The sequence below is a fragment of the Streptomyces sp. NPDC057302 genome (assembly GCF_042667685.1).
In the GTDB taxonomy this organism is placed as follows: domain Bacteria; phylum Actinomycetota; class Actinomycetes; order Streptomycetales; family Streptomycetaceae; genus Streptomyces.
In genome coordinates, this window is the sequence record NZ_JBHUZJ010000077.1 from 25,725 (window position 1) to 47,399 (window position 21,675).

At 67.8% G+C, this 21,675-nt stretch carries 22 protein-coding genes and 5 pseudogenes; 8 read left to right on the forward strand and 19 right to left on the reverse strand.

The features are described 5' to 3' along the window. The 14 genes from ACFUPX_RS35565 to ACFUPX_RS35630 form a co-directional block, all read right to left on the reverse strand. On the reverse strand, window positions 1-297 hold the full coding sequence (locus ACFUPX_RS35565; RefSeq protein WP_383332262.1) for a PAAR domain-containing protein: 297 nt from the start codon (window positions 295-297) through the stop codon (window positions 1-3). A 10-nt stretch (window positions 298-307) separates the two neighbouring features. Continuing rightward, the gene (locus tag ACFUPX_RS35570) at window positions 308-946 is read right to left on the reverse strand and encodes a phage baseplate assembly protein V (RefSeq protein WP_383332264.1); all 639 of its coding nucleotides are present in this window, start codon (window positions 944-946) and stop codon (window positions 308-310) included. After that, a complete protein-coding gene (locus ACFUPX_RS35575) occupies window positions 946-2,055 on the reverse strand; it encodes a phage late control D family protein (RefSeq protein WP_383332266.1) in 1,110 nt (369 codons plus the stop codon). The genes ACFUPX_RS35570 and ACFUPX_RS35575 overlap by 1 nt, the downstream gene beginning before the upstream one ends. Further along, window positions 2,036-2,719, reverse strand: coding sequence for a peptigoglycan-binding protein LysM (locus ACFUPX_RS35580; protein WP_383332268.1), 684 nt, complete (start codon window positions 2,717-2,719; stop codon window positions 2,036-2,038). Before ACFUPX_RS35580 ends, ACFUPX_RS35575 begins: the two co-directional genes overlap by 20 nt. 1,331 nt (window positions 2,720-4,050) lie before the next feature. Then, window positions 4,051-4,473, reverse strand: a complete 423-nt coding sequence (locus ACFUPX_RS35585; protein ID WP_383332270.1) for a phage tail protein — start codon at window positions 4,471-4,473, stop codon at window positions 4,051-4,053. Between the two features lie 3 nt (window positions 4,474-4,476). Beyond that, window positions 4,477-4,665: a DUF6760 family protein gene (locus tag ACFUPX_RS35590; RefSeq protein ID WP_383332272.1), complete on the reverse strand. Its 189-nt coding sequence runs from the start codon at window positions 4,663-4,665 to the stop codon at window positions 4,477-4,479. Then, window positions 4,662-5,000 carry a hypothetical protein gene (locus ACFUPX_RS35595; protein WP_383332274.1) on the reverse strand — a complete coding sequence of 113 codons (339 nt, stop codon included), beginning with the start codon at window positions 4,998-5,000 and terminating at the stop codon, window positions 4,662-4,664. Before ACFUPX_RS35595 ends, ACFUPX_RS35590 begins: the two co-directional genes overlap by 4 nt. A gap of 32 nt (window positions 5,001-5,032) precedes the next feature. Further along, window positions 5,033-5,473: a phage tail protein gene (locus ACFUPX_RS35600; protein ID WP_383332276.1), complete on the reverse strand. Its 441-nt coding sequence runs from the start codon at window positions 5,471-5,473 to the stop codon at window positions 5,033-5,035. Then, window positions 5,470-6,987: a phage tail sheath family protein gene (locus ACFUPX_RS35605; protein ID WP_383332278.1), complete on the reverse strand. Its 1,518-nt coding sequence runs from the start codon at window positions 6,985-6,987 to the stop codon at window positions 5,470-5,472. The genes ACFUPX_RS35600 and ACFUPX_RS35605 overlap by 4 nt, the downstream gene beginning before the upstream one ends. 1 nt (window position 6,988) lies before the next feature. Further along, window positions 6,989-7,897 (reverse strand): hypothetical protein, encoded by a 909-nt coding sequence (locus tag ACFUPX_RS35610; protein WP_383332280.1) that lies wholly within the window; start codon window positions 7,895-7,897, stop codon window positions 6,989-6,991. Then, complete coding sequence (locus ACFUPX_RS35615) at window positions 7,894-8,574, reverse strand: hypothetical protein (RefSeq protein WP_383332282.1); 681 nt, start codon at window positions 8,572-8,574, stop codon at window positions 7,894-7,896. The genes ACFUPX_RS35610 and ACFUPX_RS35615 overlap by 4 nt, the downstream gene beginning before the upstream one ends. After that, the gene (locus ACFUPX_RS35620) at window positions 8,571-9,137 is read right to left on the reverse strand and encodes a DUF4255 domain-containing protein (RefSeq protein ID WP_383332284.1); all 567 of its coding nucleotides are present in this window, start codon (window positions 9,135-9,137) and stop codon (window positions 8,571-8,573) included. The genes ACFUPX_RS35615 and ACFUPX_RS35620 overlap by 4 nt, the downstream gene beginning before the upstream one ends. Next, window positions 9,134-11,128, reverse strand: coding sequence for an ATP-binding protein (locus tag ACFUPX_RS35625; RefSeq protein ID WP_383332286.1), 1,995 nt, complete (start codon window positions 11,126-11,128; stop codon window positions 9,134-9,136). Before ACFUPX_RS35625 ends, ACFUPX_RS35620 begins: the two co-directional genes overlap by 4 nt. 60 nt (window positions 11,129-11,188) lie before the next feature. Further along, complete coding sequence (locus ACFUPX_RS35630; protein WP_383332288.1) at window positions 11,189-11,854, reverse strand: LuxR C-terminal-related transcriptional regulator; 666 nt, start codon at window positions 11,852-11,854, stop codon at window positions 11,189-11,191. A gap of 425 nt (window positions 11,855-12,279) precedes the next feature. Between ACFUPX_RS35630 and ACFUPX_RS35635 the strand changes: the two genes are divergently transcribed. The 3 genes from ACFUPX_RS35635 to ACFUPX_RS35645 all read left to right on the forward strand — a co-directional run bounded on the left by ACFUPX_RS35635 (window position 12,280) and on the right by ACFUPX_RS35645 (window position 15,492). Then, window positions 12,280-12,924 carry a LuxR C-terminal-related transcriptional regulator gene (locus tag ACFUPX_RS35635; protein WP_383332290.1) on the forward strand — a complete coding sequence of 215 codons (645 nt, stop codon included), beginning with the start codon at window positions 12,280-12,282 and terminating at the stop codon, window positions 12,922-12,924. A gap of 95 nt (window positions 12,925-13,019) precedes the next feature. After that, a complete protein-coding gene (locus tag ACFUPX_RS35640; RefSeq protein ID WP_383332292.1) occupies window positions 13,020-13,373 on the forward strand; it encodes a hypothetical protein in 354 nt (117 codons plus the stop codon). 307 nt (window positions 13,374-13,680) lie between these two features. Beyond that, entirely contained in the window at window positions 13,681-15,492 is a 1,812-nt protein-coding gene (locus tag ACFUPX_RS35645) for a P-loop NTPase fold protein (RefSeq protein WP_383332294.1), read from the forward strand. Between the two features lie 329 nt (window positions 15,493-15,821). Here the strand turns inward: ACFUPX_RS35645 and ACFUPX_RS35650 are convergent, their stop codons facing one another. From ACFUPX_RS35650 to ACFUPX_RS35665, 4 genes and pseudogenes are all read right to left on the reverse strand, one after another. Beyond that, window positions 15,822-16,283, reverse strand: coding sequence for a hypothetical protein (locus ACFUPX_RS35650; protein WP_383332296.1), 462 nt, complete (start codon window positions 16,281-16,283; stop codon window positions 15,822-15,824). A gap of 97 nt (window positions 16,284-16,380) precedes the next feature. Further along, window positions 16,381-16,509, reverse strand: a pseudogene (locus ACFUPX_RS35655) (AAA family ATPase); the annotation flags it as partial. A gap of 137 nt (window positions 16,510-16,646) precedes the next feature. Further along, the gene (locus ACFUPX_RS35660; RefSeq protein ID WP_383332298.1) at window positions 16,647-16,859 is read right to left on the reverse strand and encodes a hypothetical protein; all 213 of its coding nucleotides are present in this window, start codon (window positions 16,857-16,859) and stop codon (window positions 16,647-16,649) included. A gap of 630 nt (window positions 16,860-17,489) precedes the next feature. Then, window positions 17,490-17,639, reverse strand: a pseudogene (locus ACFUPX_RS35665) (AAA family ATPase); the annotation flags it as partial. A gap of 668 nt (window positions 17,640-18,307) precedes the next feature. Here ACFUPX_RS35665 and ACFUPX_RS35670 point away from each other — a divergent pair. The 4 genes and pseudogenes from ACFUPX_RS35670 to ACFUPX_RS35685 all read left to right on the forward strand — a co-directional run. Next, complete coding sequence (locus tag ACFUPX_RS35670) at window positions 18,308-18,850, forward strand: tyrosine-type recombinase/integrase (RefSeq protein ID WP_383332300.1); 543 nt, start codon at window positions 18,308-18,310, stop codon at window positions 18,848-18,850. After that, a complete protein-coding gene (locus tag ACFUPX_RS35675; protein WP_383332302.1) occupies window positions 18,847-19,161 on the forward strand; it encodes a helix-turn-helix domain-containing protein in 315 nt (104 codons plus the stop codon). The genes ACFUPX_RS35670 and ACFUPX_RS35675 overlap by 4 nt, the downstream gene beginning before the upstream one ends. A 311-nt stretch (window positions 19,162-19,472) precedes the next feature. Next, window positions 19,473-19,946, forward strand: a pseudogene (locus ACFUPX_RS35680) (RHS repeat-associated core domain-containing protein); the annotation flags it as partial. Window positions 19,947-20,099: 153 nt separating this feature from the next. Beyond that, window positions 20,100-20,448, forward strand: a pseudogene (locus ACFUPX_RS35685) (IS630 family transposase); the annotation flags it as partial. Window positions 20,449-20,501: 53 nt separating this feature from the next. On the opposite strand, the gene ACFUPX_RS35690 reads toward ACFUPX_RS35685, so the two are convergent. Next, entirely contained in the window at window positions 20,502-21,128 is a 627-nt protein-coding gene (locus tag ACFUPX_RS35690; RefSeq protein ID WP_383332304.1) for a GrpB family protein, read from the reverse strand. 286 nt (window positions 21,129-21,414) lie between these two features. Between ACFUPX_RS35690 and ACFUPX_RS35695 the strand changes: the two are divergent. Then, a pseudogene (locus tag ACFUPX_RS35695) lies at window positions 21,415-21,675 on the forward strand (hypothetical protein); the annotation flags it as partial.

Consider the following 21,675-nt stretch of genomic DNA (forward strand, 5'->3'; position numbering starts at 1 on the left):
TCAGCCGATCAGGACGGTCGGTGCACCGGCCGCGATCTCGTTGGGCGGGCCGATTTCGAGGACCTGGTCGCCGAGCCGGGCGGCCGGCAGCCCGCCGATCAGCACGGTAGTGCTGCCGATTGCGATCACTCCGCCGGCGTGGGGTTTCGGGCCGTCGGAGAGTGGACAGATGTGGGTGTCGCTGCCGGCGCGCCAGGCGGGCCGGCCACCGATCAGCACGGTGGGGCAGCCCGGTCCCGGGCTGAGCGGGGTGCCGTGGCTGGTGGTGTCGGTGACGCGGGCCGCCGGTTTTCCCATGTCCGTCCCCTTAGTTGATTTTGACGAGCGTGCCGTTGATCGTCAGCGTTCCGGAGGATTTGACGGTCATCGCAGCGGATGCCTCGATGGAGACGTTGGCGGCCCGGAGGATGAGCTGCTGGCCGGCCTTGATCTCGATCGTGCCGGTCGCGGCGGTGAGCGTGATGACGTCACTGCCGTCGTCGATGGTGATCTTCTGCTGGTCGAGCAGGATCCGTTTGCCGTCGGCGAGGCTGACCTCGACTTCGGGTTTGGCCTTGTCGTCGTTGAAGCGCACGGTGTGCCCGGACCTGCTTTTGATCATGCGGGTGTTGTTCTGCCCGTCGCTGTTGTTCTGCGGCGGGCGCTGCTTGTTGTTCCACAGCATGCCGAGGACGTAGAGGTGGGATGGCTCGCCGTTCTCGGCGGCGACCAGCACCTCGTCGCCGACCTCGGGCACGAAGTAGCTGCCGCGCCCGTCGCCGGCCATCGGCATGGCGGCCCGCGCCCAGAAGCTGGTGCCGCTGCCGGCGTGCCAGGGCAGCCGCACACGGACCCGGGCCAGGTTTTCCGGGTCCTTGTTGTCGGTGACCTCGCCGACGGCCAGCCCGGCAAGGAACCCGTCGGACTCGCGTTCGGCTTCGGCGACCTGGCGCCACATTTCGTTCATCACACCGTCGTCTCCTGAACCGTGAAGGTGGTGTGGTAGCCCCCGCCGTCGATACGGTGGGTGGCCTCACCGAGGTAGTAGGTCTTGCTGAACGCCGGACCCAGCCCGCTGATCGCGACGTTGGTGTCCGGCAGCAGTTCGGGCAGTCCGACTGACTCGCCGCTGCCGGTGAGGAAACTCTGCGCCCGTTCCTCGAGGATGGCCTTGGCGCGCGCATCGGCCTCTGACTGGGTACGCACCGCAGCGCGCGAGTTCAACACCGTGTCCTTGCCGAGGGCGGTGACGATGCGTTCGCCGCCGCTTCGCGCCCGGGTGTCGCGGCCGCTCTCCTGGCCGCGCCGGGCCTTGCCGACGATCGCCGCGCCGGTGGTCACCGATCGGCCGTGCACGCGTACCTCGGAGACCTGCCGGGTCAGGGACACCTCGGGGCTGAAGCCGAGCAGACCCCGGCCCCACTCGAGCTCCACCACATCGGCGAGGTCGTTGCGACGCGGACCGAAGTACAAGGTGCGGTCCCGTTCGTAAAACGTCACGCCGTTGCGTTCGGCGAGCTTGAGGATGAACGCCATCTCGCTCTCGTTGTTCTGGTCGATGCACGCCATGACCGGGGTGGTGGTCCGGACATCGGCGCGGATTCCGGCAGCGCTGGCCAGATCCTGCACCGCAGTGCTGTCCGGCTTGTCCTCCCAATGCCGACTGGCCTTGCCGACGGTCAGCGGATACAGACCGTCGTAGCCGCTGACCGTCAGCTCCGGGGTGCCGCCTGCTCCGAAGTCGGTGGTGATCTCGGTGAGCAGCCCGGTCAGCATCGGTCGCAGGCCCCCGCGGTCGCCGTAGCCCATCGAGATTTCCACGGTGCTGCCGAACCGGAACAGTTCGAGCAGGTCCACACGTTGCCGGCCGCGGGTGGCCAGGAATTGGCGGGCCTCCCAGTCGAAGGCGTTTGTCACAGTGAAGGTGAAGTGGCCGGCCGCCTTCTCCTTGAGGTCGACACTGACCGCCGAGACCGCCAGGAACAGGTCCTGCAGCACGTTCTTGCCGCCGACCCGGATGGCGAACGCCGGCACGTAGAAGCCGTCGTGCCGCCTGTCAAGCTGCTCCAGTCGCACCGTCCACCTCCCGTCGCCGTTCCTCGTCGAGCGGCGGCAACACCAGCACCTGCCCCGGTTCGATGCGCCGGGGGTCCTCGATATCGTTGGCCCTAGCGACCACCCTCCAGAACCGGGGGTCGCCGTATTCGCGGGCGGCCAGCAGCCAGATGCTGTCGTGGGACTCAAGCACCCGCCGCTTGGTCTTGTCTGCGGAGTTGCGGCGCGGCTCCTGCAACTGTTCAGCGATCGGCCGGTACTGCTTGAAGGCGACTGTGAGGGTGGCTCGGACCGGGGTGCCGTCGGAGCGGAACATGGTGAACCGCTGCGTGATGCGTTCGACGACGGCGACGAACTGGAACACCCCCCAGTGGAATTTCACCCGCGGCGGGGCGTGCAGCGTCCCGTCGATGGAGAGCAGGTCGGTCAGCGGCTTGGTCGCGTCGATGACGTTGCTGCCGCCACCGTTGGTCCAGGTGTCGAAGAACAGATCCATCGACAAGACCTGGGCGTTGCCGTTGACGAACTGCAGGATCGGGTTGGACAGGCCGGGCGCCGCGGTCTCGCTGAACGACGCCGAGTATTCGACGTTGTACTCGGAGGGGTTGAACAGCACGGCGATCTCGTCGCCGGCGCCGCGCCCGTCCAGCGGGGTCACCGTGGCTTTCGCCAATTTCTGGGCCATCTGCGCTCACCCCCTCCCGCGGCGTTCCTGCTCGATGCGCATCTGTTTGGTGAAGCGCCGCCACAGGTCGCGGCTGAGCGCGTCGAGGTCCAGGGCGGGTCGGGCCGGTTGGGCGGCGGGTTGGTGTGGGTGCGGGGTTGCCGGCGGTGCGGCGGGCTCGGCCGGCAGCGTGCGGTGTACCAGCTGGGCCGGGTGGTGTGCTGGCGCCAGGACTGTCGCCGGCGATGCGGGGTCGGCAGGGCGGGGACGCCGGGGTGTGCTGGCCGGGCGGTGGTCCAGGTCCAGCAGGTGGGTGAGAGTGAGGCCAGTGAAGGGATAGGCGGCCCGGAGCGCGAAGGGTGCGTGTGGCGGGGTGCGGGGTTTGGGCGGGTCGATGGCAGGACCGTGCGATGGGCGGATCGAAGGGGTGGGGGTGGCCCACGGCCGCGGTGCGCCGATCGCGGTGGCGGTGCTGTCGCTCAGCTTTGTCCGGGAGTGGGCCGGGGGAGCGGTCCAGGGCGCCGGGCGGGGCAGCCATGGTGTCCGGCTCGGTTCGCGTGTGTCGGCGGCGGATTGCGGGCGGTGCGGCGTGGCGGTCCGGAAGGTCTGTGCCGGCGGCCCGGTGCGAGCGGCTGCCGGGGCTGGTGCGGTTCGGCCGGCCGGCGGAAGGGCGGCCGGAAGACGTCCACGGCTGAGCGCGCCGAGGCCGAGTGCTGGTTGGGCCGGTTGGGGCGAAGCGGACGGCGTGGCCGGAAGATGCGGCAGATCGGTGGGGTCCGGCCGTCGTAGGGCCTGCGGGAGTCGCGGGGGGAGCGGCGTCCTCAGGGGAGCCGGCGGTTCTGCCGTGGCCCAGGATGCCAGCGTGAACTGGGGCCGCGGGATGATCGGCGGGCGTACTGCGGCAGGCTGCGGTAGGCCGGTGGCGCAAGGTCGCGGGCCGGGAGTGGCGGGCGCCTGCTGATGACGGAACAGGACCTGGACCGTCGTGGTGCGCTGCTGGAACGGGTCTGCGAGGGCGCGTTGCACGATGCGGGTCCATTGACCGGCTGCGAGGAGACTCGGCAGTGGACTTTGCCCCGTCCTCCGCGAGTCCGGAGGGCCGATCATGGCCGGCGGCGCGACCGGCCGGAGCAGCGCCGCTGCGATCTGCTGGGTGAGCTGCAGCCGGAGCGTGAACCGCACGGTCATCTCGACCAGGGTGCCGTCGGCGCAACGGTGGGCCGGCGCGGGGGCCGGCGGGGTGCGGAAGATCAGTGTGAGCGGGCGATGGCCGCGCCACCGGCGAGAGGCGATGCTGGGCGTGCCGGGGTGGACCCGCATGGGTGCGGGACGCAGCGGCAGCCGGCCGGTGGTCATTGGCGGGTGATCCCGCAGTGCACCAGCTCGACCGACTCGGTGGCCACGGCGTCGGCGAGGGCGTCGAGTTCGGGGCCAACCCACCGGGCCGGGTAGGCGTCGAGACAGATCCACCGCCAGGCCTCGGCACGGTTGTCGTCGAGCAAGATCACCGAAACGGTGCGGCGCTGGACAGCGCCGCCGATCACCTGCTGGTGCCAGTCCCAGAGCGTGGTGTCGGCCAGGCCGCGCTTGAGTACCAGCGGCGGATAGGTGGTCACGCCGGCGATCTGGTGTTCGAAGTCGTTCACGCCGCCCTCCCGGTAGGGCTCGATCTGGGTCTGCCGTTCGATGCCGGTGATGGTCTGGAAACCGGCGACGGTGGTGCCGTCGGCCTCCACGACGAAGCGGAACCCGCGGTACGGGTCGGCACGGACCATCGCTCACCTGACCCCGATCTCTAAGAGGCCGGTCGGAGTGCCGTTGAGTTGCCGGTTGATCTGGGAGATCTTCTCGCACCAGTGCCGCCGTTGCTGATGTTCCAGCGACATCAGTTCGGTGTGCGGCCAGTGGAAGTGGTAGGCGATGAACGCCATTTCCGCGTAGAGCTGATCGACCGGGTACGCCCTCATTGGGGGTCGCCCACCAGCGGGAAATCCGGCACCACGCCCGGGGCGGCATCATCGTCGTTGAGCGATTCGTAGAGCTTTTGCAGGTAGCTGAGGTCGCTGGCAAACAGACCCTCGACCACCTTGGTGTTCACATCGGGCAGCGACCCGAGCCGGGTGATGACCCGGGCCAACACGATGATGGTCAGGTAGGCCGGGTTCTGCTGTACCCGCGGGTCCTTCAGCGGCAGGATCTCGTCGGCCCCGGTGGCCAGCCGCATCACGCCGTCGGTGTGCAGTGCGCCGTCCTGGTCCAGATAGCCCTTGGGCAGGGTGAAGTTGACTTCCGTGGAGAACATGGGACACCCCTTCTACGGGAGGATGCGTTCTGCTATGCGATTCGCCGGATTCCCTCGTTGCACAGTTCGAGGGTGTCGATGGCGACCTCGTTGCCGGTGCCGTTGAGATCGGTCGGGTCGTACTTGCACGGCCACGCCCGGGTGATCTCGAAAGCCGCGCGGTCCTGGCCAGCCTCGTCACGGATGTGGATGACGACGGTCTTGCGGATGCTCTCCAGCGGTGTGGCGCCCTGGGCGACCTCCTGATGCCAGTCGGCCAGCTCCATGGAGTCGGTGATGCCCCACTTGCACGTGACGTTGGCGTATTTGACCAGACCGTTGAGCTTGCGCACGGTCGGTATCTCGTCGCCTTCCCGGTACTCGATCGGGTCGTTCGACAGGTCGCCGATGGTGACCTCGGAGAAGCCGGCCTGGGAGAGCCCGTCGATCTCCAGGTAGAAGCGGAAGTTGCGGAGCGGATCCGGGCGGGTCACGACTTGGCCTCCTGAGTCTTCTGGAAGATTCGGAAGATCACGAACTCCGCCGGGCGGACCGGGGCGATACCGATCTCGATCACCAGCATGCCGTTGAGGATCTCCTGTTCAGTCATGGTGTCCCGGCCCACGGCCACGGAGAACGCCTCCTCCTCCTTGTCGCCGAAGAGCGCGCCCTCGCGCCACTGGCTGCGCAGGAACAAGGTGACGGTCTGTTTGACGCGGGCCCAGAGCCGGGTGTCGTTGGGCTCGAAGACGACCCACTGGGTGGAGTTGTAGATGGAGGCCTCGAGGAAGATGAACAGACGCCGGACGCTGACGTACTTCCACAGCGGGTCGCTGGACATGGTGCGTGCGCCCCAGACCCGGATGCCGCGGCCGGGAAAGCGGCGTATGGCGTTGGCACCCTGCGGATTGAGGACCTCTTGGGTGCGCTGGTTGATGTCGTATTCGAGGTCGATCGCGCCGGCGATGACCTCGTTGGCCGGTGACTTGAAGACGCCCCGGGTGATATCGGAGCGGGCATAGATGCCGCAGACCGCGCCACCGGGCGGGATCTTCTTGCGCATGCCGCTGCGCGGATCGCTCACGTAGATCCATGGGTAATAGAAGGCGCCGTACCGCGAGTCGGTGACCTGGTCGCGGGGTGCGATCGCCTGGGCCGACGCCTGATCGGGCAGCGCGTCGACCACGGCGATCCGGAACCGGTTGCGATCGCAGTGCGCGACCACCAGGTTCGCGGTGGCGTAGTCGCAGCCGGGGGCGTAGACGATGGCCACCGAGCGGAACTGGTCCAGGTCGAGCGCGGCCAGGCCGGTCGGCCGGTTGGGGTCGGGGTCGCCGTCGAAGCCCGCCGGGATGACGGCGCCGCCGTCGCTGCCGCCATCGAGGCGCTCGGCGGCCGGCTGCGGGATCGCTGCGCCCTCGGGTGCCGCAACCTCGGCCAGCACAGAGCTGAAGTTGTTGATCCGTTTGGCGAAGTAGGAGGGGGAAGCCGGGTCGATACTGAGGTCGTCGAAGTCCTCCGAGACGGTGGGCAGCACCGGGGCGGTGTCGATGCTGTCGGCGTCATCGGGGACGTGTTGCGGTTCGGCCCAGTAATCCAAGCGCAGCCGGAACCCGATCGGGTCGCCGTTGCCGTCACGGGTGGTGCCGGGCAGGATCCGGACCCACACCTGGTTGTAGGACTCGCCGGGGCCGAGCGCGGTGATAGTGACGTCGCCGAGGACCCGCTCGGCGGTGCCGGCGTCGGCACCGGTGATCCGGGTGATGAAGCAGCGGCGGCCACCGTTGTCGAAGAATGCCCTCACCGCGTACGGCATGTACTTGCTCTGGTGGAAGATGTCGCCGAAATAGCGGACGTACTCGCCGTAGCTGGTGACCAGCCGCGGCAGGCGGGGGCCGCGCAGGGTCTCGCCGAGGAAGGCCGCAGTGCTGGTGGCGACGCCTTCGATCGGTCGCGGACCGCGTTCGATCTCCTCGATGAATACGCCTGGCGCTAGGTACTCGGGCATGTCACTCCTCCCCTCCGTCGGGCCCCTGGTCGTGCTCCTGGGCGGGTGGGGCAGCCGGTGCCTGGCCTGGCGTCTGGTCCTGCTCCCGGTCTGGTGCGGGAGCCGTTGCCTGGTCTAGCGACTTGTCCTCTGGCGCCGGGATCTTCTTCAGTTGTTCGCGCAGCCGGATCTCGCCGTTCTTGATGTGGTCCTCGAGGGCGGCCTGAGCGTCGGTGTACGCGATCTTTGCGTCGGCGACCGCGCGTTCCTGCTTGACGAGGTCCGCCTCGGCCGAGCTCTGGGCTTCGAGCGCCTCGAGTAGCTTCTTCGGCAGATCGGCTGGCTCGATAAGCTTGGGCGCGGCGTTCAGCAAGTCGGTGAAGCCGCGGATCAGCAGCAGGTAGGCGAGGGCGTACTGGCGTTCGTTGCCGACCTTGTCGATCTCGTCGCGGCTCGTCTTGAGCGAGTTGTGCCGGGCGGTGACCGAGGCGGCGAGCTTCTTGTACTGCCCGGCCAGGTCGGTCTTCGCCTTGACGGTGGTCTTGGCTGCGTCCCGGGCGGCCTCGGCCGTCTGCAACTCCCCAGCCTTGGTGTCGACCTCCTGGCGCAGCGTGGCCAGTGTGGTCTGCAGGGCAGCGCTCTTTTGCCGTACTTCGCGGGCGTGCTCTTTCAGCAGGCCCTCCAGGGTCGTCTTCTCGGTGCTGCGGAAGTCCTCGAAGGACTTTTGGCCGCGCCGTAGGTCCGGGTAGGCGGTTTCGTAGGCTTTCTGGTTCGCGTCGATCTCGCGTTGGGCGGCGCGCAGGGCGGTGAGCCGGTTCTCGGTGTCGGTGAACTTGTCGTCCGCGGTCGCCTTGGATTTGCGGTCCTCGGCAGCCTGCCTCGTCAACTCGTCGATCTTCGAGTCGATGACGGTGGTTTCGGGATCCGTCACGGCCGGGCACTCCTTCCGATCTCGTGGGTGAATGCCGGGCGGGTGTCACCGTCCAGGTCGATGTCTGCCGAGAAGGTGTGCGACCGGCCGTGTTCCAGGTCGACCAGCAGGTCCCGGGCCCTCTCGAAGTGCAGGCGGGTGCGCACCGGGGCGGGTTCGCCCATGGCGAGCGCAGTGATGCCGACAGCGAGGGCGAACACGCCGTTCTCGTCGGTGGTGGCCGGGAACTGCCGGCCGGCGACGTCGGGCGGTGGTTCGGCGATCACCGTGAGGCCGGCCACTGGCACCCGGACGCCGGGGTCGCCGCCGGAGCGGATCACGGTGCCGCGGACCAGCACTGCGACGTCGCCGAAGTCGGCGTCCGGCCGCCGCTGAAGCGCCTGGACCCGCAGGCGGCCGTCGCGCGATGGCCGGAACGTGATCAGGTCTGGGTTCCGGTATCCGCCCCGGGTGGCCGTGACCCGGAACGTCAGGTCCTCGTCGGCCGGGTGGTTGAGCAGTACGAACAGGCCGCTGCGGTTGCGGACCGATTGAGCCGGGCGGGGTGTGCGCCTGCTCGGGTCCCACAGCTGTACCCCGACGCCGTGTGACACGGTCCGGCGGGTCAGCCCGTCGATGAGGTGCACCACGGCAGTGACCACGTCGACGCGGTCCCGGTCGAAGACAAGGTCGCTCATGGCAGCACCGGTCCTGGCTGCATCGATCCCTGCCGGTTGCTGCGCCGGACGACCGGCGCGCCGGTGACCGGCGGGTCGAGCTCAACTGTCACCGGGCTGACGAGATACACCATCGAGGTGCGGTACGAGGTCTGCGGGAACAGCCCCCACACCCGGCTCAGCTCCTCCATCGAGTACGGCTCGACGGTGATCCGGGCGTCCTCGACGAAAGGCCGCTCATGCAGCGCCTGGACGGCCTGCCCGAGGGTCACCAACTCGTCGGGGTCGGCGTTGCCGTTGCCGCCGACGCCCGCCGTGCGGAACACCGACAGGAGGTAGCGCAGGTCCAGCGGCAGTGCCTCGGTCTCGGTCAACGGGCCGTTGGCGTCACCGGCGGGGGACACGTAGCGGGGCTCGTTGCGCATCGTCTGGTTGGCGACGATGTGGAAAAGGAACAGGCACAGCTTGCGGGTGCCGACGTCCTCGGCGACGGGCGGGCCGATATACACCTCGTCGGTGCCGATCACCGCGGCGAGTCGGGCCTGCAGCACGCGGGTCACCTGGTTGATGGCGGTAGCGGTCATGAGGACACCGCCGGCTGCTTGGGCAGGTCCCGTTCGGCGCTCAGCATGCCGATCTTGTGCAGTTCGCGGCGGGTGGCGGCCAGGACCGCGTCGGGGCTGATCGGGTCGCCGCTGGGCGCGGCGAGGAACGCGGCGTGCAGCGCGATGTTCTGGATGCTGCCCCCCGGGATCGCCAGCCGGTTGGCCAGCGGATCGATGTCGACCTCGCGGGCCAGCGGTGCGTCGCCGGGAAACGCCTTGCGCCAGATGCTGCGGCGCTCGGCAGCGGTGGGCATGGTGAAGTCGACGACGAACCGCAGCCGGCGCACGAACGCGCCGTCGATGTTCTGCTTCACGTTGCTGGTCAGGATCGCCAGGCCGCGGAAGGACTCCATCCGTTGCAGCAGGTAGGAGACTTCGACGTTGGCGTGCCGGTCGTGTGCATCCTTGACCTCGGTGCGCTTGCCGAACAGCGCGTCGGCCTCGTCGAAGAGCAGGACCGCACCGGCCCGCTCGGCGGCGTCGAAGACGGCCTCGAGGTTCTTCTCGGTCTCGCCGATGTACTTCGAGATGGTCTTGGACAGGTCGATATGGAACAGGTCGACGCCGAGTTCCCTGGCGATGATCTGCGCGGCCATCGTCTTGCCGGTGCCGCTGGGGCCAGCGAACAGGGCCACCACGCCGTGCCCGTAGGGCAGGCGGCCCGCGAAGCCCCACTCCTGCAGTACCCGACCGGCGTGCAGTACGTGCGCCGGGATGGCTTTGAGCAGGTGCTTGCGCTCCTCGGCGAGCACAATGTCGTTCCACCCGTACACCGGCTCGACCTGTCGGACACCCGGCGGCAGCCCGGTCCGTGACAGGTCCCGGGCGGCGCGCTGCACCTGGGCGACGTGGGATTCGCCGTCGGCGCAGGGGGTCGTGGCCAGGATCCGGTCCATCTGCTCGGGGTCGATCAGGGAGGTCGCCGCGAGCCGGCGGATGTCTGCGGGGCCGAGATCCAGGCCGCCACGGGTGGCGGCACTGCTCCACCAGCGGGCCCGCTGCGTGCTGGTGACGACGGGGGCGCGGAGCAGCAGGCCGGTGAGAAGGTCGCTGTCGGCTGCCACGAGCCGTACTGTTTCGCTGGCCGTGATCAGCCAGTGGTGCTCGGAGGGGCCAGCTCCACGAAGCATCAGGCCGCTGTGGGTGAGCCGGCTGAGCACTGTCCAGTCGGCGACGGCGTCGCCACGCGCCTCGACCGTGGTGAGGTCACCGATGATCAGGGGTACGTCGATGGAGGCGGCCAGCCTTTCGAACCAGCTTCCGGCGTCGGCCAGCCGGACCACGGTGTGCCGACGCAGCCGCCGCGCCATCTCGGTCTCCTCTGCGGACAGCTCGATGTCGCCGCCGGGCGGCCGGTAGCGGGCGCCGATCGCCACCGCAGCCTTGTCGGCCGACGGCGCCAGCAGATGGGCGACGACTGCGTCTGCGGGGGCGATGCCGGCGTCGACCGTCGGAGCACCGGTGGTGGTGTCGGGTCGCAGCAGGCCGGCTGTGACCATCGACGCGTACGCGGTGCACCGCAGGTCCCAGACCGTGGTGGGTTGCGGCATCAGCTCGGCCAGGAGGGTCAGGCCAGGCCGTCGGTGATGCAGGTCGTCCTGCAGGACACCGATCACTGTCGAGTACCGGCCGTCCAATTCGGGGGCCAACACCAGGCAGAGCAGACGCAGTTCGGTATCGGAGAGTGCGAAAGTCTCGGCCACCTGGGCAATCCTCACCGGCAGGATGCTGCGGGTGCGGACCAGCAAGTCATCGGCCTCGGCCTGCCGGGTCGCCACGTCGGCCGCGGCGTTCGGCTGCGGGGTGATGCCGAGCCGGCCGAGCGCGTCGCGCGGGGAGACCGACCAACCGGGCACGCCGGAGGCCTCGGGGCCGAGGCGGCGCAGCAGGCACCGGCCCAGGCTGAGGTCCAGCCAGGCGGTGAGCGGCGTCAGGGCCACCGAGTCGGCCGGAGGCGACTGCGAGTACATGCCGGAAAGCGTGAAGCGCGGGATCGGCCGGTGCCATGGGCCGTTGGATCCGGGAAGGGTTCAGCGCGGCTGGGCCTCGTACCAGGAAGCCGCGCCGGAGCGGCCGGTGAGGCGAAGCTTCTCCAGGATGTTGTGCACATGGTTCTTGACCGTGGAGAGCTCGATGAACAGCCGTCGGCCGATTTCCCGGTTGCTCAGTCCTTCGGCAAGCAGGCCCGCGATCTCCCGCTCCCGCGGGGTCAGCGGCTTGGCCGGCGTGAGGCCGCGTCGCTCGTCGCCGAGGGCGGCGAGCCGGCGGAAGAGGCTGCCCGTGACCAACGGAGAGCAGACGGCAACGCCCTCGATGACCTGGCGGAGCGTCTCGACGAGCCCGGTCAGGTCGTCCTCAAGGGGCACGCACGCCGCCACCCCGGCCTCCAGACAGGCGATGACGTCGTCATCGCGTTCAGGCACGCCGATCGCGACGGTTCGGATCCCGGGTAAGCCAGTGGTCAGGGTGCGCAGAGAGCCCACGGCGCCGGCCGAGGTCACATCGACCAGCACGATATCCGGGCCGAGTCGGCGGATCCGGGTGACGCCGGCGGCGTCCGGGCAGGCGTCGCCCAGGACGATGACCTGCGACCGGCGCACCAGTGCCTCTCGGATCGTCTGGCGGTAGAGGCGGACCGGGCCGAGTATGGCTACCCGCATTGCCGCATCCTCACTGCTCTCGCGACGGCCTGACATGGTCCGGAGGATCCAGAACCAGGACCAGACCCAGCCGCTGGGCGCGCAGATCGTGTCGAGTTGATCCGTGGCCGGTCAGCCTCCGCTGCAGGTACTCCTGATGCTTGGCGATCGCCCGCGAGGATGCCGAGCGGCGACCGGTTGCGGAGAGCCTCAGACGCCGGACGGCAGCGGTGGGCAGGGCGAGCCCCAGGGGGATCCGGCGGTCGCATGCCGGACATCGAGACCAGCACAGCGTCCGCTATTCGGGAGTCGCACTTCGCACTCATCGCCATGGCTGCATCGTTGCGCGACGAGGCAACGCGGCACGGTGAATGACTCGCTCAAGGAGCTGTCTCGACCAGCATCTACGTGCAACGGCGTATTTCGCGGCCCGGTGATGACTGGTCAGTATGAAGAAAGGGATATGTCCAGAATGGCAGGTCATGAACGTAGTGATCATCGCGGCGGTGCGCCTCTACCGGGACGGTCTGGCCGACGTCCTGCGGCAACACGGAACGATCACGGTGGCCGGGGTGGCCGCTAACGGGTCGGCCGGCGTCGAGTGTGTCCGGCGCTGCCGACCGGATCTGGTCCTGGTCGACACATCGACCCCCGGAGGAGCCGACACCCTGACAGAATTGCGGGCGGTGGCCCCGCAATCGCGCGTGGTCGTGCTGGGCGTTGCGGAGAGCGGGGCCGAGATCCTGGAATGCGTTGAGGCCGGTGCGGTCGGTTATGTGCCGCGCGACGGGTCGCTCACCGACCTGATCGCGACGCTGGAACGCGCCGGACGAGGTGAGGCGGTGTGCTCACCGGACATCCTGGCGGAGTTGCTGCGCCGAGTCGCCGAACTCACCGGCTGCAGCCCCTTCACCGCCAACGGCAGTGACCAGCTCACCAGTCGTGAGTTACAGGTGGTCCGCCTGATAGAAAACGGACTCACCAACAAGGAGATCGCCGACCGGCTTTCGATGGCCGTGCCGACGGTGAAGAACCACATTCACAACATTTTCGGAAAGCTGCAGATCCGCCGCCGTTCCGAGGCCGCCGCCTGGGCCCGCCAGCACTACCAGCAGGGTCGAACCTGAACCCTCTTCTGGATCTGCTGCCCCATGGTGGAACGCCCGGGCAGTGCGGACACTGCGAAGACACTTCCGGGCAGAACAGGACTGGCGTGCGACAGGTGACCGTTCTCCTCGATCTCGGCGGCGTTCTCGGCGGCGTGGTGGGAGCACTGCTGCAGGACGCGTACGGACCCGCGGCCGTGCGGGAGGTGCCGCCGGGTGTGCCGCTTGCCGAGGCGGTCGGCGATGATGGCGTGCTGATCACCACACTCGATGGCGAGGCCGATCCGTCCGCTGTCCCCCCGTCGCTGGTCCGCCTGCTGCTCGACCACCCGCACCTGCGCATCCTGGTGGTGGAAGGGGACGGCCGCACCGGCTCACTGTGGGAGCTGCGCCCGCACCGGATCGCCCTTGGTGAGCTCTCCCCGCACCAGTTGATCCGAGCTGTCGGTGAGCATCCGCCGGAGCAATGAGCGAAGCGGGCTCCGCGGCACCATGGACGCTCTGCGTGCAGGTTCCTATTTGCCGAGCGGGTAGCAGACACACGTTCCGACGTCGCGTTGCTGATTGCTCGTCGGGTCAGCCGTTCTGCCCGGGCCTCGATCGCCCATGCAACCGGCAGCCACGCCAGCGAGCACGGCCGGGGCGTGGACTGCTCGGTAGGACGATGGAAGCAGTCCGAACCATCAGGCGCATGAAAAGTGCGCTTGCACGGCTGGATCCGGGCGGCCAGCACCCTGCCAAACTCAAGCTGTATTTTCCTGCACTTGAGGGTTGGCCATGACACAAACCAGGGAGCAGGAGTTCACCCTCCTGAGCGACGAGCCAGTCACGTCGGGCGAGGCCGACCTGCTCGAGGGCGGTCCCGTCGCCCGTGAACTGGCCGCCCTGATGCTTGCATCACGAGGCTCGACGCCATTCACGCTTGCCGTGGACGCCGGACGGGGCATGGGAAAGTCCACGCTGATGCACCTGGTCGATACGGAACTGGAGGAGGCCGGGGTCTGCACGGTCTGGTACGACGCGTGGACCGCTGGGCGCGAGGACTACCTCGAAGGGCTGATGAAGACAACGCTGGTCAAGCTCGACCCCAAAGTGCTGCGCCGTACTATGGCAAAGCTTTCGGGTAGCCGGGCTCTGGTTCGTGCTGTGCGCACAGGCTTGGTCATGGCCGCCGCACCACTCGGCGTAGGCCGCATGGTCGACGAGATCTGGCAGAGCCTGTCCGTTGATGCCAGGACGCGCAACGAGATGCGCGATGCAGTCGAGGAGTTGGTCGCTCAGTGGATGGCACAGGGGCCGGGCGCACCGAGCCGGTTTCTCGTCGTCTTCATCGACGATCTCGACCGCTGCTCGGACGCGGCCGTGCGCGCGGTGTCCGAGGCGGTCAAGATCTATCTGGGCGTCCCTGGGATAGCCTTCGTCGTCGGCTGTGACCGCTCCGCACATAGCATCGCCACCCTGCTGCGGAACTACTCGCCGGAAACCGCCGAGTTCATGGAGAAGATCTTCCAGACGTCCTATCGGATCCCGGGTCCGGGAGACGATCAGGTGGCGGCCTACATCCGCGGCTGTGCCCAACAGGCCGGTGTTGACCGGCTCCTGGATGACCGACTCACATCTCTGCTCGCCGACCGCACAGGGCGCAACCCCCGCCGCATCAAACGGCTTCTCAACGGTTTTGTCCTGGAGCATCGCCTCAACCCGCTGTGGAAGGCTTTCGCACCCGAGGTGCTGTTCCGCACCGTACTGTTGCAGTATTCGTACGGCGACTTCTACCGTCTGCTGGTCGAGGACGAAGAAAGCGGCGGCGGCGCGGTTAGCGAGTTCCAGGGGTATCACCACGTAAGGCAGGTGCTGCGGCGCGTGGCCGGCAGCGATCCCACCGACGACTCCTGGGCTCAAGTCACGCGCTTCTTCTCCGAGCACAAGGTTGCGGCGCCTCTGCGCCCAGATCCCGATGACTGGGGACGCTCCCTTGAGGAACTAGAGCAGCAACTGCCCCGTGAGTTCGCTGATCTGGTCGCTGACCGGCAGTTTGTTTCGCTGGTCTCCGAGCTGATGCGGCTGCCCCAGGCCAATGAACTCGTCGCCCGATTGAGGCGGCAGCCCTTGGTGGTCTGCCCGGTCAGGCAGGATCTCCTTGATCCGCACGAGGAGATGACCGACTCTCTCACCGGGCTGGACCAGGCATATGAGGGACTACGTGTCATGTGGGTGGACGATCACCCCCGTCACCGCCAGCGGGTTGTGGACGAACTGCGGGCGAGGGGCGCGACGGTGACCGAGGAGCGAGACACAATGACGGCGCAGCGCCGACTGCGCGAAGCAAACCCGGGGAGCAGCACCGCTTTCAACCTGGTGATCTCCGATTTCACACGCGGCGGGGACCCGGATGCGGGCTTCCGCACCATTGAGGGCTGGAAGAAGGAGGAGATCCACACCGGTCGGGTGATCTTCTTTAGCCACCGCGTCACTCCATCCCGCGAAGCACGTGGAACCGAACTGGGGGCGCAGGTCACCTCCGGCGAGGACCAGTTGCTGCGCTGGGCCTTCAGGGCCGCACGGGAGATCCGCGCGGAGAGCCTCTAACTGAGCTATTGGTCCATGGAGGTGTGTTCGGTCGCGGGCTCAGGGTGCGCGTCAGCGGGGAAGACTTCGGTGGTGTATGAGCCAGCCGATGCTCTGCTCGATCGTCCAGCGACGCGGAATGATCATGAACTCGCGGTGGGAGTTGGACGGGGTGTGCGGCTCGACGGTTGGCGCTCGGACCACGTTGATCCGAGAACGCAAGGAGCCCTGGGGCATGACGGGGGTGAGGGCTGGAGTGCCGAGGCCGGCACCCCTGGCGCGTACCGGCCTCGAAACCCCGCCCGGTACCCATGATGCGGGGCACCGGGCGCCGCTGTGGCGTTAGCAGCTCACCTGGTCCATGCGGTCAGGGGTGAATCCGCGCTGTTGGTGACACGGATCGGTACGCCCCACCACCACCGTCGGACCGTCTTTGTCTCGCCGGGGGACAGGGGGAGCCATTCCGGGTCCGGTCCCAGGACGGTCTGCACGTGGGCCTCGCCGTACGTGGAACCGTCGTTGCGTACGCCCAGCAGCGTTGCCCCGAAGAAGTACGTGGGGAAGATGGTGCTGTCCCCGCGGTTGTTCAGCCGGACTTCGGCTGCACGCGTCTGTACGGGTGCTGCGGTTCGGACAGTGGCGGGACCGCTGTCCGACTCACCAGTTGCGTCGTCCTTCGCGGCGACGGGTTGGAGGGCGTGCAACCGGTTAGCGGAAGCCGCGCCGACGGTCGCTGCGATGGAGCGAGCGATGCCGCCCACGAGCCCCACCAGTGCAAGCTGGGCGAGACCGTCACACGCATCGCAGCTCATCTGAATGCCGGGCCTTTGGCCCCAGAGCGGGTCCCGCTCGGATGACGTCAGCCTGGCCGGTCTTCAGCGGTTGCCGGGCAGGCGTTGAAGCAGTTGGTCAACGTGCTTCTGCGTGTTCGGCGCGGGCGCGGGCGCGGGTGCTGGCGAGGCGGTAGACGTCGGTGCTCGTTTCGATGATGGTGCCGTTGAAGGTGAGGCGGTCGACGTTGGCCGCGCAGATAGAGGGGGGGTTCGTGATCATTTCTTGCAAATCGAACGACACGTCACCCTCCGCGACGGCTCCCCAAGATCTGTGCCAGAAACCAGTTTTGACGGCACGAAGGGTGTGAACCGGCAGCCAGCCACCGACTATGTGGATGTCTGTCACGTGGTGTCACTGCGTCCGTCCCGTGGGCCGAAGGCTGCGAGAGCATCGGCATCGGTTGCCTGTGCTCGAAGGAAGTAGTCGGCCCACCGGCTGATTTCGGGGTAGGAGGAGTCCTGGGTCACTTGGGTGATCGCGGCTTCGATATCGAAGTTCGTGGTCCGCAGTTCGACGCCGGGACCCAGGAGCGCCCAGTGGGCTCCGATGCGCATGGCTAGGTAGGTCTCAAGCGAGAGCGTTTGTTGGTGGGTTTCGGCATCACTCGCCTTCCAGGGCACGCAGGAATGTCGGTGAGAAGTAGGAGCAGCTGAGGTGGCGCGGGCTCGCGATGATCACCTGCGGAGGCAGCCTGGTCCGTGGCACGATGGCGGGATGTTGATCCGAAAGGCCGATGCCGCGTAGGCGTCCGAAGGGGCTGCGCTCGGAGCGTTGGCGGCCCAGAAGAGGTATCCCAGTTCGCCGGATCGCCGGTGTGACTGCGGCGACTCGTGTGGCGATCCGGAAGTTGGAAGAGGACCGGCTGTGGCCGGGGGTTGTAGTCGCTGCTCTGGCCGAGTGCCGGTGGTATCTGAACCAGCCAGGGCGCGTGTTGCCGGATCCGGTGATGGCTTGTGAGTGCTGTGATCCCATCGTGGCGAGGGACCGGCTGGAGGACGTGTTGTTGTTGCTTCCCCGTGGCGCTCGCGCGGACCTGGGCAGGCTCGTCGCCAGGCTCGATGCCGAATTCGACCGCCGGGCTGTTCCCCTCAGTCCTCACCTCATGTTGGCGAGCCCGTGGGGTGCATGCGGGTGGTGGCGCCGCCGCCTCATGGATGGCTGAAGGGCCGGGGGCTTCTCGTCGCTCAGCCGACCGCCTGTTGTTCTTCGGCTCGTGCCCGGGTGGTGGCGAGGCGGTAGGAGTCTGTGCCGGTCTCGATGATGGTGCCGCCGAAGGTGAGGTGGTCGACGATGGCCGCGCAGATGCGGGGGTCGGTGAAGGTCTTGGTCCAGCCATCTGGGGCTGGCACATGTTCCTTTTCGAGGATCGCTGCTGCCACCGGCCCGTATCCACTTCCTGCGGTCCTCGTTGGTTTCCATGGTGGTCCTCAGATTCTCCAGGTGCTGCCTTGATCGGTCAGGTGCGAGGAAGGTGTGCCGGTGGCATCCCAGTTGCGGGTGATCGAGGGTGGTGCCGTCCTGCTGGAGCCGGTGACCGCCGATCCGTGGGAATTCCAGGCCGAGTGTGTTGAGGCGTTCGTCGCCTCGTGGCGGGCCCGCGGGTTCAGCCCGGTGACTGTCGAGAACGACATTGGCCTGCTGGAACGAACGCTCACTGCGTTGGGCCGGCCCGCGTGGGACGTCACCCCGGAGGACATCGACCGCGTCGTCGGCGACCTGGCCCTCGCCGGGCGGGCGGCATCGACCCGCCGCGAGTATGTGCAGATCTTCAAGGGCTTCCATCGGTTCCTGCAGGTCCGCAAAGCCGTTGAGATTGAAGCGGGGTTCGGTGTCCGTCTGGTCTGCCCCGTGGACGAGTTCAACGCCTCGCGGCATGTCGGGGACGATTCCCCGGCTCAACTGCCGCCGCCGACCCCGGAACGGGTGGCGGAGTTCTTTGATTTCCTCAAGGCCCGGATCGCTACCGCACTGCAAGTGCAGACCTGCAGCCAGGGACTATGCGATGTTCCGGACCCTGTATTACGCCGGCCTGCGCTCGGAAGAAGCCTCCCTTCTGGACCGTCCCGACGTCCACTTCTCGCGGGGCCCGTTCGGGAAACTTCACGTACGTTTTGGCAATGGCGCCCGCACTTCCGGCCCCAGGCCGCGCTGGGTGCCTATGCTGGACGTCCTCGACCTCGTCCTGCACTGGTTCCTCGACGACGTGCGGGGCAAGTTCCCCGACTCGCCGGTGCTGTTCGCGGACGAGTCCGGCGGCAGCCTGCACCGCGGGACGATCCGCAACCGCCTGCGCTATCTGATGGAACTCGAAGGACGCCCGGCCGCCGACCGGTTCAGCCCCCATGCCCTGCGGCGGGCCTGCGCGACCCACAACTACGAATGCGGTGTGGACCTCGTGGCGATCCAGCAGCTCCTCGGGCACTGGACGGTCAGCTCGACCATGCGATACGTCCGGCCGTCCGCGACGTTCATCGAGGACGCCTATCGCCGCGCGGTGACCACCACGCTGGGCGAACTCACCGCCGGGGAGGGCAGCCCCGCATGAAGATCCGATGGCGCCTGCGGATGGCCGCCGCCCAGCGTGAGGTCTGGACCGGCACCCAGCTGCAGCGGCTCCTGGCCGAACGTGCCGGCCTGCAGATGTCCTCCGCGTCGGTGTCTGCACTGTTCACCAAAGAACCCTCCCAGGTGAAGATGTCCACTCTGATCGCGTTGTGCACCGCACTGGAATGCACTCCCAACGACCTTTTCGAGGTCGACTCCACCCCCGTCGAGCACCCTGCCACCCCACCGCGGCCAGTCGCTGACCTGCCCAAGGCAGACTCAGCCCGCGGCCGTTCGATGCCGCCGCTCTGACCCGGGTGGCATCGTGGGCGTCAAACAGAGCGACTGCATCGGCTGCGGGGCACCGGTCGGCATCATCGACGGGCAGTACTGCTGTCGCTGCACGGCCCGGCAGAAGGAAGCGGCGGCCAGGACCGCTTGCCCCCGCTGCGGCCAGCAGCGCGTCCTCCAGGAGGGCACCGGCCAGTGCATCACCTGCTCACGCGTGTGCACCGCCTGCGGTCACCCGGTCAGAGACAAGACAGCAACGATGCGCCGGGGCTCACGCACGGCTGAACGCGACGCCGCCAAGGCGCCCTGTCCTCGGTGTCACCGGCCCGGCTATCGGTCTGTCGGCAACGTCAACTGCGGGTGTGGACACGGGTCGTAACCGGGAACCGGGGGGGGGCACACTCAACTCCATGAGCCGTGACGGAAAGGCGTACTACTACCTCACCGACGCCCTCGGCTCCGTCGTCGCCACCGCTGACGAATCCGGCGCGAAGATGATTTCGTAGTCCTACAGCCCTCGCGACGTCACCCGCACTGCGAGCAGCGAGAAGGTCGCCCAGCCTTACCGGTTCGCCGGTGGTTACCAGGACCCGACGGGCATGTGCCACTTCGCGGCCCGCTACTACGACCCCAACATCGGCCGCTTCAACAGCCCGTTGCTCGGCGCTCAACTCGGCCTGTCTGAGCTGGGCTTGGATGGCATCGGCGACTTCGACGGCGTTGCCGTTCAGGATGGCGAGGGCATGGGCGGCGACCCAGTTTTCGGCAGCCTGGTCGCCCGCGTAGTGGAAGCACCAGCTCGCTGACCATAAATATTCGAGCACGTGGACGATGTCGATGACAATGTGCACCTCGGTGGGGCGGAATCGGGCCTCGGCCCGGATCAGGTCGAGTTGGTGCTGGGCGTCGTCCACGAGAACGACCCAGCAACGCCGATGATCGTGGTCGCGCGCCTCGGCGTGGTCGCACTGAAGTCGATCCGCGCCGCCCGGCCCGACGGTGCACCGATCTACGTATCATGGACAACCCAAGGTCGAGTTGTGCTTCACCCCGACCTGCGCCTCGTGGGCGAACCCCATCGAGGCGCAGGTCGGACCGCTGAGGCAATGCACCATCGCCAACTCCCACCATCCCAGCCAGACCGTGCAGGCCCGAACGCTGCACGCCTACCTGCGGTGGCGTAACGCCAACGCCTCCCACTGCGTCCTGGCCGCCGAGCGCAAGGAACGGGCCCGCATCCGCAGCGAGAAAGGAATCCGATGGGGCGGACGTCCCTTCACCATCGCCGCATGCCCAGCCATCCAGTGATCATTTCCGACGACTCTGCCGGGGAGTCGCGCCTGAGGTCGGCCCCGGCTCGCCTACGTATCCGACTCGGAGCTCTCGCCCGCCATCGGCCGGTCGAGGATCGCCGCAACGACATCGGACTTGGCATCGGCGTAGTTCTGCATGTACTTCCAGGACTGCCGGGACAGCGACCGCTTGGCGTCCGCGTATAGCTTGCGGTCGCCGCTGTCTGTGCGCAGCCGGTTGCGGAAGCGCAGCATACGGACGGCTTCCTGGCAGTCCTCGGGCAGGACGTGGAGGTTGGCTGATTCGGCGCTTGGGTCGAGGCTGTGCTTGCGCAGTACGCGGTGCTCGTACCATTGGGGCTCACGGATGACGAGCGTGAAGCCAAGGCCCTGCAGGGCCGGTACGTAATGCGACTCGTCGCCAGGATCGGGGACGGTCAGGAGCATGTCGATGACCGGCTTGGCGGGCAGGTCCGGCACGGACGTGGAGCCGACGTGCTCGATCCGGTGGCCGACATGGCCGAGGCACTCACGCATGCGGTCGGCCTCCCGCTCGAAGACCACGGGCCACTGTGGGTCGTACTCCCGCAGCGTGACCTGGCCGTTGAGCTTGGGCGGCACGACCAGGTGGGCCGCATCGATCTCCTCGGCGGTCATGGGGATGCGCGGCGCTTCTCTTTCGGGCCGTTCGGGCATGAGGGCTCCCGTCAGCACTCTGAGGTCATGGAGCCAGGACCTGTGGCAATGAATAACGGCTCGTTGGCCCCAGCGCGGCCGTGGCCATCGTTGCACCACCGCACATCCAACCGCCACGACCGCCAACCCGGCGAACCTGTGCGGTCAGAGCATCAGTGAGGCGACGGCAGCAGTGGAAGATCGGTGGGCTGGAGGTCTGGAGGGGGCTTCTATGTTCTTGGTCAAGCGTTTGGGTAGCTTCGGCTTGGGTTTCGATCTTCCCTGTGGAGCGTGAGACTGTCTGGTCATGCCGGAGATGACGAGTGGGTTGAAGGTGGCCCTGGCTGAGGCATCGTCTCCTTCATGGGAGCAACGTGTTCGTGCCGGACGTGATCTTGCTTCCTCCGCTGATGTTTCTGAGGTTGCGGAGGCGTTGGTGGGGCTGCTGCTGGACGTTGAGGACACGGCGGTGGGCCGGCAGACGGCAGAATCTCGCCACATCCCCCGGCGTTGGGATCCGCTCGGATGCGATGCCGGCGCACGGGATGGCGCCAGCGGCCGGAGGTAT

Excerpts from the sequence above, each read along its gene's own strand:
- ACFUPX_RS35565 (WP_383332262.1), bottom strand. The coding sequence starts at position 297 with ATGGGAAAACCGGCGGCCCGCGTCACCGACACCACCAGCCACGGCACC.
- ACFUPX_RS35570 (WP_383332264.1), bottom strand. The coding sequence starts at position 946 with ATGAACGAAATGTGGCGCCAGGTCGCCGAAGCCGAACGCGAGTCCGAC.
- ACFUPX_RS35580 (WP_383332268.1), bottom strand. The coding sequence starts at position 2,719 with ATGGCCCAGAAATTGGCGAAAGCCACGGTGACCCCGCTGGACGGGCGC.
- ACFUPX_RS35585 (WP_383332270.1), bottom strand. The coding sequence starts at position 4,473 with ATGGTCCGTGCCGACCCGTACCGCGGGTTCCGCTTCGTCGTGGAGGCC.
- ACFUPX_RS35590 (WP_383332272.1), bottom strand. The coding sequence starts at position 4,665 with ATGAGGGCGTACCCGGTCGATCAGCTCTACGCGGAAATGGCGTTCATC.
- ACFUPX_RS35595 (WP_383332274.1), bottom strand. The coding sequence starts at position 5,000 with ATGTTCTCCACGGAAGTCAACTTCACCCTGCCCAAGGGCTATCTGGAC.
- ACFUPX_RS35605 (WP_383332278.1), bottom strand. The coding sequence starts at position 6,987 with ATGCCCGAGTACCTAGCGCCAGGCGTATTCATCGAGGAGATCGAACGC.
- ACFUPX_RS35615 (WP_383332282.1), bottom strand. The coding sequence starts at position 8,574 with ATGAGCGACCTTGTCTTCGACCGGGACCGCGTCGACGTGGTCACTGCC.
- ACFUPX_RS35620 (WP_383332284.1), bottom strand. The coding sequence starts at position 9,137 with ATGACCGCTACCGCCATCAACCAGGTGACCCGCGTGCTGCAGGCCCGA.
- ACFUPX_RS35625 (WP_383332286.1), bottom strand. The coding sequence starts at position 11,128 with ATGTACTCGCAGTCGCCTCCGGCCGACTCGGTGGCCCTGACGCCGCTC.
- ACFUPX_RS35630 (WP_383332288.1), bottom strand. The coding sequence starts at position 11,854 with ATGTCAGGCCGTCGCGAGAGCAGTGAGGATGCGGCAATGCGGGTAGCC.
- ACFUPX_RS35635 (WP_383332290.1), top strand. The coding sequence starts at position 12,280 with ATGAACGTAGTGATCATCGCGGCGGTGCGCCTCTACCGGGACGGTCTG.
- ACFUPX_RS35645 (WP_383332294.1), top strand. The coding sequence starts at position 13,681 with ATGACACAAACCAGGGAGCAGGAGTTCACCCTCCTGAGCGACGAGCCA.
- ACFUPX_RS35650 (WP_383332296.1), bottom strand. The coding sequence starts at position 16,283 with ATGAGCTGCGATGCGTGTGACGGTCTCGCCCAGCTTGCACTGGTGGGG.
- ACFUPX_RS35660 (WP_383332298.1), bottom strand. The coding sequence starts at position 16,859 with ATGCGCATCGGAGCCCACTGGGCGCTCCTGGGTCCCGGCGTCGAACTG.
- ACFUPX_RS35670 (WP_383332300.1), top strand. The coding sequence starts at position 18,308 with ATGTTCCGGACCCTGTATTACGCCGGCCTGCGCTCGGAAGAAGCCTCC.
- ACFUPX_RS35675 (WP_383332302.1), top strand. The coding sequence starts at position 18,847 with ATGAAGATCCGATGGCGCCTGCGGATGGCCGCCGCCCAGCGTGAGGTC.
- ACFUPX_RS35690 (WP_383332304.1), bottom strand. The coding sequence starts at position 21,128 with ATGCCCGAACGGCCCGAAAGAGAAGCGCCGCGCATCCCCATGACCGCC.